The following is an 8,202-nucleotide window of genomic DNA, read 5'->3' as shown; positions in this document are numbered from 1 at the left end:
CTATATCTGCCGTAGTTTATAACGACAATGATAAGAGATATCACTCTGTTACAACGACTGTAACCTCAAAAACAGATGATCCAGCTGCTCAATCCATGGGCTTCTACGCTCAAACGGTTGATAGAAAAGATTCTATGACTGCAACAGGTATCACTTATGATGGTACTACAGTAACTGTTGACCTGAGTGGAACACAAACTCAGTATGGCACTCAATCAAAGAATGCTGCTAACTTAGGAATTGCTTCCAGTAGTGTCCTTAATGCGATTGCAGGTAGAGACTTAACAAGATACACCAACAGCGATGTTGCTGCAGATGCCAATACCGATGCACTGACAGCCGGTGGTGACAACAGAGGTTATGTCTACTTGTACGCTCTGAACCAATATGGTTCCAAGGATATGAATCTCTCCCAAGTGAAAATTGCTGATAGTAGTACCAGCGGAACAAACAAAACACCTGTAGCTACGATTGAAAACAATATGTTAATCTTCAACTATGTACCAACTGCTAACGATTATATTGTCGTTTCAGGCGTTAGTACAAATGGTTTAGTAGAAACTATTAAGATTCAATTCACAGGTTCCCTTAGCTAATAACAGGTTGCTAAAAGGAAAGAGTCAACTACCTTCTGGTGGTTGGCTCTTTTTCCTTTTGTCCTTAGTTAATAAAGTTACCTATTTCTAGTTTAAAACAATACTTTGTGATGAGTATATATTACTTACACGCTTGATCACTACACCAAAACTGAAAATGTTAAGGGATAGCATTCCATGTTTGGTATGTGGCAAGGATAAGTGATTTGTTTCAAAGGTAAACATGAAGGGAAATTGAGAAATATACCCGGCCACGATTCCCTTACTGTACAAAAGTACGTAAAATAGGATTATTTTAGCGAAATCTATTTCCTTATTGCATGGCGTCTCACGTTCAGGATATTAAACCAAACTTCTCAAAAGACCGGTCATGGATGGAATACTTAAATAAATGTACCTACTGGCAGAATAAAGAGCTAGGAACTATTCTTAAAATGATTACAGAAACTGATATGGTGACTGCGACACACACTTTGAATATAGTCTCTTTGGCAATTTTCCAGCATAATTTTAAGTCAAAAAAGTAGAAATTCTAGAATTAACTCGAAATACCGTTAACCTAAACAAGCAAACTAAATAGAAAAATAACACCCAATCGTTCTCCGTTCCTGGAAAAACAATTGATCAGAGCTCACAGCGTTCTTTGCCTATTCCCCAGAGATTCGAAAGATTATCTATACAACCAATATCATTGAAGGCTATCAACGTCAACTTAGAAAAGTCACCAAAACAAAGACTGCTTATCCAACGGATGATGCATTAAGAATGATCATCTACTTAGCTACTGAGAAGGCTTCCAAGAAATAGACTATACCGATTAATGAATGGCAAAAGTGTTTAGGTCAGTTCATGATCTACTTTGAAGATCGCTTAGTTATCTAGGTTTTATCGGCTTAGCCCGTGAGTTTATCGCTTTAACTTCTCCCACAAAGAGAAGAGAAAGAAACTCCAATAGTTTGCCCTTTCCCCTGTGGCAGAATCTAATTATAGAGCCGTACGAGATATCCTGATACACTTTATAATTCTATTCTTGAATCAAATTGTTATATAGTCCTAACACACAGAAAAGAGCCCACTACCTTCCGGTAGTGGGCTCTTCAATGTGAAGACTGTCAACTTGAATAACAGTTTCCTAAATGTTTATTTGCTGTGAAAATTAAGCACCTACAGTTACGGTGACTGTACCAGTCTTAATTACGTGATTGTTTGAATCAAGAACTTGTACTGTAACAACAGATGGACCAGCTGAAACTGCTGTAACATTTAATGCTGTAGCATTGTCTACTGTTAATACCGCGGGAGTAGCTGAAGTTACATTCAAAGTCTCACCTGAAGCAGGTGTATAACCTGTTATAGCACCAGTCATTGTTCCACTCATTGCAAGGGTAGGAGCAACTAAACCAGTAGTGATATCGGCAACTACTGCATTTGTATATGCTGTAACTGCTGCATCTAATGTTGTTTTAGCAGAGGTAAAATCAGTGGTTGTGCTAGTAGTAGCGTTATACACAGCTTGTGCTGCTGTAATTGCTGCATCTAAAGTAGCTTTTGAACCAACAACTTGATTTCCAACTGCAGCGCCTTCAGTCTTTCCGGTTTCAGCCGCTTGTGCATTTGCAATTGAAGTCGATAAACTTGATTTTGCTGTAACAAAGTTTGGATCGGTGCCTTCAAATTTAATCTTGACGGTTTCAACCATGGAATTCGTGCTAACGCCTGAAACAACAATGTAATCAGAAGCAGTTGGCATATAGTTGAATACTAAAGTACCATCAACAATCTTAGCTACATCCGTACCAGTGCCGTTATTAGAGCATTCAGCAAGTCTTACTGTAGACAGATTCATGGCCTTGCTGCCATATTGGTCTTTAGCCCAGATGTAAATATAGCCTCTGTTGTCTCCGCCTGCAGTTAAAGCATCGTGTTGACCAGCAACTGCGGCTGCAGTACTATTGGTGAATCTTGTTAAGTCTCTGCCAGCTATAGCATTGAGTACATTAGTAGCAGGAATGTTTAAAGCAACAGCATTTGCGCTTTGTGTACCATATTGCGACTGAGTTCCATTTAAGTTGACAGTTACTGTAGTGCCATCATAGGTGATACCTGTTGAAGTAACACAATCGTTTCGGTCAACTGTTTCTACACCGAAGCCCATGGATTGTGCAACGGGATCATCAGTTTTTGAAGTTACAGTAGTTGAAACTGCATGGTATCTCTTATCATTGTCATTGTAAGCTGTTGCGGATACCGTAGTTGTTGAACCGGTCTTAGAAGCATCTAATGCTCTAGCTGCAACTCTTGTTTCGGTATTATTGTCGTCAGCGAAGGTATAGAAATCACTGCTGGATGAAGCTCCAAGAGTAACTTTGCTAGGATCAAGTACTACCTTGCTGCCTGAGGAAGTTTTACCATGGAGAGTTAATTCAGCATATTGATCTTTCTGTTGCTTAGTTGGAGTTGTTTTGTCACCGATTGCATAAACCGGGTTAGATGCTCCATCTAAAACATAATCTGTAATGTCTTCATCTTTTAATACCGTCATGGACAGTGTCTTGGTGTCAAGAACTGTATCGGTAGCAGGATTGATTGCTGCGTTCTGAGCAGATGCCATTAACTTAAATGTTACTGTAGCTGATCCAGGTGTTGCTCCAGCGTTTAATACCACTTCGTGTCCGGCATAAGCATAGTCTTGGCCGGGAGCAAAGGATAACGTTCCAGCAGCACTGGTTGGCAAGCTTGCTTTAACATAGTAAGTAACTCCATCGATTACGTTTTTACTTACCATATCAATTACTCTGCCATACTGATCTTCTACTGTAAAGCCGCCATCGTTGTAACCGAAGTCCAGTTTCTGTTGTGAATTTTCTTCCATTTTCGAAAGAAGTACTGAATCATCAAGTTTCAAAGTATCGGCTTTCTTAGGAAGGTCAATATTGATGTTTATAGAACAGAAATTACCTGTGTTATTAACTGTAGCATTTAAGGTTTCTTGAAGAGCTGTGCTTCCAGGATTCGTAGGTGCATCATATTTCAAAGATGCGGTTCCGTCAGCATTTTCTTCGAAATACAAGCCATATTGATTACTTCCTCCTTTTAGAGGTGATAATGCTACAACATTATCTTTCGTAATATCGCTGTATTTGGTTAGCTGATTTCCATTTTGATCATAGGCAACGAACGGAATGTCTACATCTGTTTCGCCGGAAGAAATAGTCTCTGTCGGAGCCATAAGCGTAAAGGTATTAACCTTTTGATCTCTTCTCAGAGTAAAGGTAATAGATGAAGTTTTTCCGGTATACGATGTAGCAGTAATCGTAATCGGTTGATCCTGAGTCAGTGTATAATTTTGATTATCTTGGATTGCAACTTCAATAGCACACTTGTTATCATCGGCCGGATCTTCAACAAGCTGGGCTTTAACTAATTCAGAGTTGGAAGTTACGAGGGCATAATCACTATCGGTAGTTTTGTTCGTGATAAGTCCGTTCTCAACCAATACTTTGGACTTAGTATCATTGCCTGCCATATCTTTTGCGCTGTAGTCAATATAATACTTTTCACTGTCACCGACTTGAGGATCTGCAGCAGAACCATCATCTTTTACCAGTTTATTCAGTGTAATATCACTGATTGTTCCTACTTGGGTAGAAACATCAAGTGTTGCAGTTGCTGAACAAGGAATGGTTTGACTCTTGGTTACAGCGGTAATAACAGTCGTTGTATACTGTGTCAGCACTGTTGTAGATTTATCATTAGCTGAATTTACATTCCAGCCAAAGGGATGAATGGTCAATATTCCTTTGTCATCTGAAGTTATATCGCCAATTCCGCAACTCCAAGTAATGTAGCTGCTGCTGGCAAGATATTTATCGGTGATATCATTGCCGTACTGGTCAAAAGCACGATAAGATACATAACCGGTTTTTCCGCCAGTAATAACTGCTAATTTGTTGGAATCAAATGTGATTTTAGCAACTCTTTGTGCAGTAATGTCAACAGAAGTTGTTCCTAAATCAGTATCCCCATTCTTTACAGCAACACTGTATACGCCTTCTGCAAAGTTTGAAGAAGCAGATAAGACAACTGATGTTTTATCATCACTCCAGGTTGATGTCACAGTAGCAGCAGCAGAAGCTGATCCTCTGGTAATGGTGCAGGCAATTTTGCTGGTGTCTGCAACTGGATTGTTGAATACTACCTTAATGCTATTAGCAGCACTAGCAGTAACGGATGATACAGCCAAGGCGCCTTGTGAAGGAGCTGTGCCAGTAATAACTCCAGTACGAACAGCATCAGAAACAACAGCGGTACCACCAAGTGCTGTAACGACAGAGCTGTCAGCCAGTTTGTTATGAACAAAGGAAGCTACTGCAGGAACTGTTCCGTCTGTAAGTACGATTGGGGAATTTGTTTTAGCTGCGAGGGGTGCACCGGCTAAAGCATCAATACCAGTTACGCCATTTGCCACAAAAACGTTTGTGTACTTGAGGGAGGAATCGAAGTCTTGAATAACTTGATTGTTAGTGTCATAAGCTGTAGTTCCAGCATGACGTGTAGCACTAGGCAGAGCTGCTTTAACAGCGTCACTGATAATGCCTGTTCCACCGATAACATCAGCAGAGGTAATGCTGGGATTAGCAGCTAAGTACGCTGAAACGCTGGCAGGAAGAGCATTTTTGTCAGTTAAGAGAATTGGCTCATTGGCTGCTGAAGCGATTGATGCGATTGAGAGTGCATCTTGCAGGCCATTAGCAACAGCTACTTTAGTTACACCTGTCATTTGCTTAGCAATATTAACAGAGGTTGCTGCTCTGTCAACGCCACCGAGGGGAACAACTGTAATTCCCATTCCGCTTAATTGATCAAGTACTGCTTGGCTGATAACAGCAGTTCCGCTGGTAACATATACTTTTGTCACATTAAGTTTAGTGAGTTCAGCTTTAGTATCAGCATCTAATGTGTTGCCAGGTCCGGTTAATAAAATAGGAGCTTTCAGGGAAGCGGCGAGTGGTCCAGCTGTCAAAGCATCAACCATACCATAAGATGCAGAAGATGCAAGAATTGCTGTTCCAGTCCAACCTGTTTGGTCAGCGATTTGCACTGCAGTTTGTGCAGCTGTGTTGCCTGCTAAACGAGTTGGCACAGTACCGTCAGCAAATGCGTTAAATGGCACTGTTGTTAAGGCCATACCAGCAATAGCTAATGATGCTAAGGCTTTTTTAGTTTTTTTCATGTAGTGAATATCTCCTCTCGTCTTTGGATCTCTTCTGTCTGGTGAATGAACTATCTCTTTCCTTTACTTAGGACGTTTTTTAGTCGTCCCTCACCCCCTTAACATGAGTAGCACAATCTTTAGACATTGCGCAATATCTAAAAGTAGACCACAGGACTTTATATGGGAGCGTCCTCCCCGAGGATGAAGTCTCATCCCGCCCATGGTTACCCTTTAGAACCGCATTAAAAATGAATAAACCGCAAAAAGGGTCTGCATTAGCTATATGTATTCTCCATAATAACTAATATTCCTGCTTACTGTCCGATTTTTTTTTGAGGTCTTTTAAATAAGTCTTAATTTTCACGAACAGCCCTACAGTTTAATTACTTGTATAGTCTACACTAAAACTAATTACTTTTCCACTATTTATCAGAAATATACTTACAAGTAAATTCATCTGAGTATACCATAGTTTTTTGCCTAAAATGTGAAAATCTTGTTAACATCTAATTAACATATTATTTAGAAGTCTCAGCATAGATCAGAGGCTAAATAAAGAGTGAAGAAGCGGGCGGGCTGCCTAGTTGTAATTGTTTAGGAATGATATATCGATAGATACTTCCTAAGAGTACAAAAAAAGCGCTAAAAGCGCTAAAAAATTTTGGCAAAGATGTCTACTTTATTTTTGCATTAATCGATTTTCATTCATTATAACTGTATAGCTTTTAATTCCTTCTATATGAAATAGAATAGGTTGCTAATACCCTTTATACTTTAAAATCCCTTCATAAATCCCCGAGGCTGTCTTCTTTTGAAAATCCGGTGACCCCAAAAGCTTTTCTTCATTGGGATTGGAAATAAATCCGATTTCTATTAGAACGGCTGGCATCTTCGTGTTTTTAATAACGTAAAACGGAGCATCTTTTACTCCCCGGTCGTTCAATCCTATCGCTGTCACTAATGCGCTTTGAATATTTTTAGCGAGAGCCTGGGATTGATTAGCTACAGGGCTTGCTGAACTATAGTAGCTTGTCGTCCCCGAAGCGCTGGGATTGCTGAAGGAATCATTGTGCAAGCAGATAAACATATCAGCATTGGCGTCGTTAGCAATTTTTGTACGTGCTTGAAGATCCGAAAGCTCGGAATACGTCCCTTTAGCTGGAGAAACATCTGTACTTCGAGTCATGATTACCCGTGCCCCAGCCGAACGCAAATCGTTTTCCAGCTCTAAACCGACCGCCAAGGTGTTGTCCTTTTCATAGGTTCCCGAGGGGCCAATGGCTCCAGTATCCGGTCCTCCATGTCCCGGATCAACAACAATAGTCAGACCGGCTAATAATGAAGAGGGCGGAACTGTCCCTTCAAGCATCCCCATAACCTTATCACTTATGACTGCAGGCCCGCCAATAATAACCATATTGAGAGGGCTGGCGGTCGGCCTTGATAATACCGAGTAGGTTGGCCCCGGCAACGTAGTTCCCTGAGTCATAATAATCTCTGCGTGCTGTTTTGCTGCTAATGCTCCGGCAGCTAAAGCATCCGGAAAATTCTCTCCAGTTACTACATACATCGTCGTCGCGGTGAGATTATTCTGAGCGAAGTCATAGACATCTGCGGCGGTTTCGTAACGATCATTTCCGGCTATACGCTGCACAACGTTCAAGCCGGTTAAGGTTGAACTGGAAATAACAGCTTCACCGCCCACAACAACGACATTAATAGCACCGTATTTTTGCTGTAATGTGTCAAGTTCTTGTTTTGTAGCATCAGGCATAGCATAAGATTTCGTAAGAAGAATAGGTGTCTCTGTCACGCCTGCGTAAGCAGAAATAGCCAGAGCATCCGGAAACTGGTCTCCGTTGGCCAAAATTACTTGGCCTTTAAATCCTATACGTTCAGCAACTTTTTGAGCCGTTTCGTATTGGTCTTGCCCCCAGATCCGTTCGGGCTGTGGAAAACCTGCATTTTCCAGATCCGTTTCCACTTGAGAACTCAGAGCCATGACTCCACCTAAGAGAATGACCTTTTTGGCACCTAAGCGTTTAATTTCCTGCATGACATAAGGATCAACTCCCTGGGGCTGGGTCAAAAGAATGGGAGCATCTAATTGATGTGAAAGAGGTGCGGCAACTAAGGCATCCGGAAAATGATCACAATTCGCCAATAAAACTGTATCCGCATGCTGCCATCCCGCTTGAGAAACTTTTATGGCAGTGTCTATCTGGCGTGCCCCGTAAACCCTTGTGGTTCCAAAGTCCAAAGGATTAGCATTCGCGGGGTTTTGAAACCCTAATAGGATACTAAAAACTACGATAACTATCCCAATGATTCTCCATTTTATATGAGCCAATTATGATCCCTCCTTTTTAGCGACAATTAACTATAATTCGA

General features: G+C 40.9%; 2 protein-coding genes and 2 pseudogenes. 2 read left to right on the top strand and 2 right to left on the bottom strand.

Translation table 11 applies throughout. The features are described 5' to 3' along the window. A pseudogene (locus tag ACPUYX_RS10510) lies at positions 1 to 596 on the top strand (hypothetical protein); the annotation flags it as partial. Positions 597 to 1,184: 588 nt separating this feature from the next. Then, a pseudogene (locus ACPUYX_RS10505) lies at positions 1,185 to 1,478 on the top strand (transposase); the annotation flags it as partial. 274 nt (positions 1,479 to 1,752) lie between these two features. Here the strand turns inward: ACPUYX_RS10505 and ACPUYX_RS10500 are convergent. Both ACPUYX_RS10500 and ACPUYX_RS10495 read right to left on the bottom strand, forming a co-directional pair. Next, positions 1,753 to 5,769 (bottom strand): cell wall-binding repeat-containing protein, encoded by a 4,017-nt coding sequence (locus ACPUYX_RS10500; protein WP_426379607.1) that lies wholly within the window; start codon positions 5,767 to 5,769, stop codon positions 1,753 to 1,755. A 799-nt stretch (positions 5,770 to 6,568) separates the two neighbouring features. After that, a complete protein-coding gene (locus ACPUYX_RS10495; protein WP_426379606.1) occupies positions 6,569 to 8,161 on the bottom strand; it encodes an N-acetylmuramoyl-L-alanine amidase in 1,593 nt (530 codons plus the stop codon). Positions 8,162 to 8,202 lie beyond the last annotated feature (41 nt).

The sequence above is a fragment of the Desulfosporosinus sp. SYSU MS00001 genome (assembly GCF_049943955.1).
Classification (GTDB): Bacteria; Bacillota; Desulfitobacteriia; order Desulfitobacteriales; family Desulfitobacteriaceae; genus Desulfosporosinus.
The sequence above is the reverse complement of the archived record's forward strand: the minus strand, read 5'-3'. Positions and strand labels throughout refer to the sequence as shown.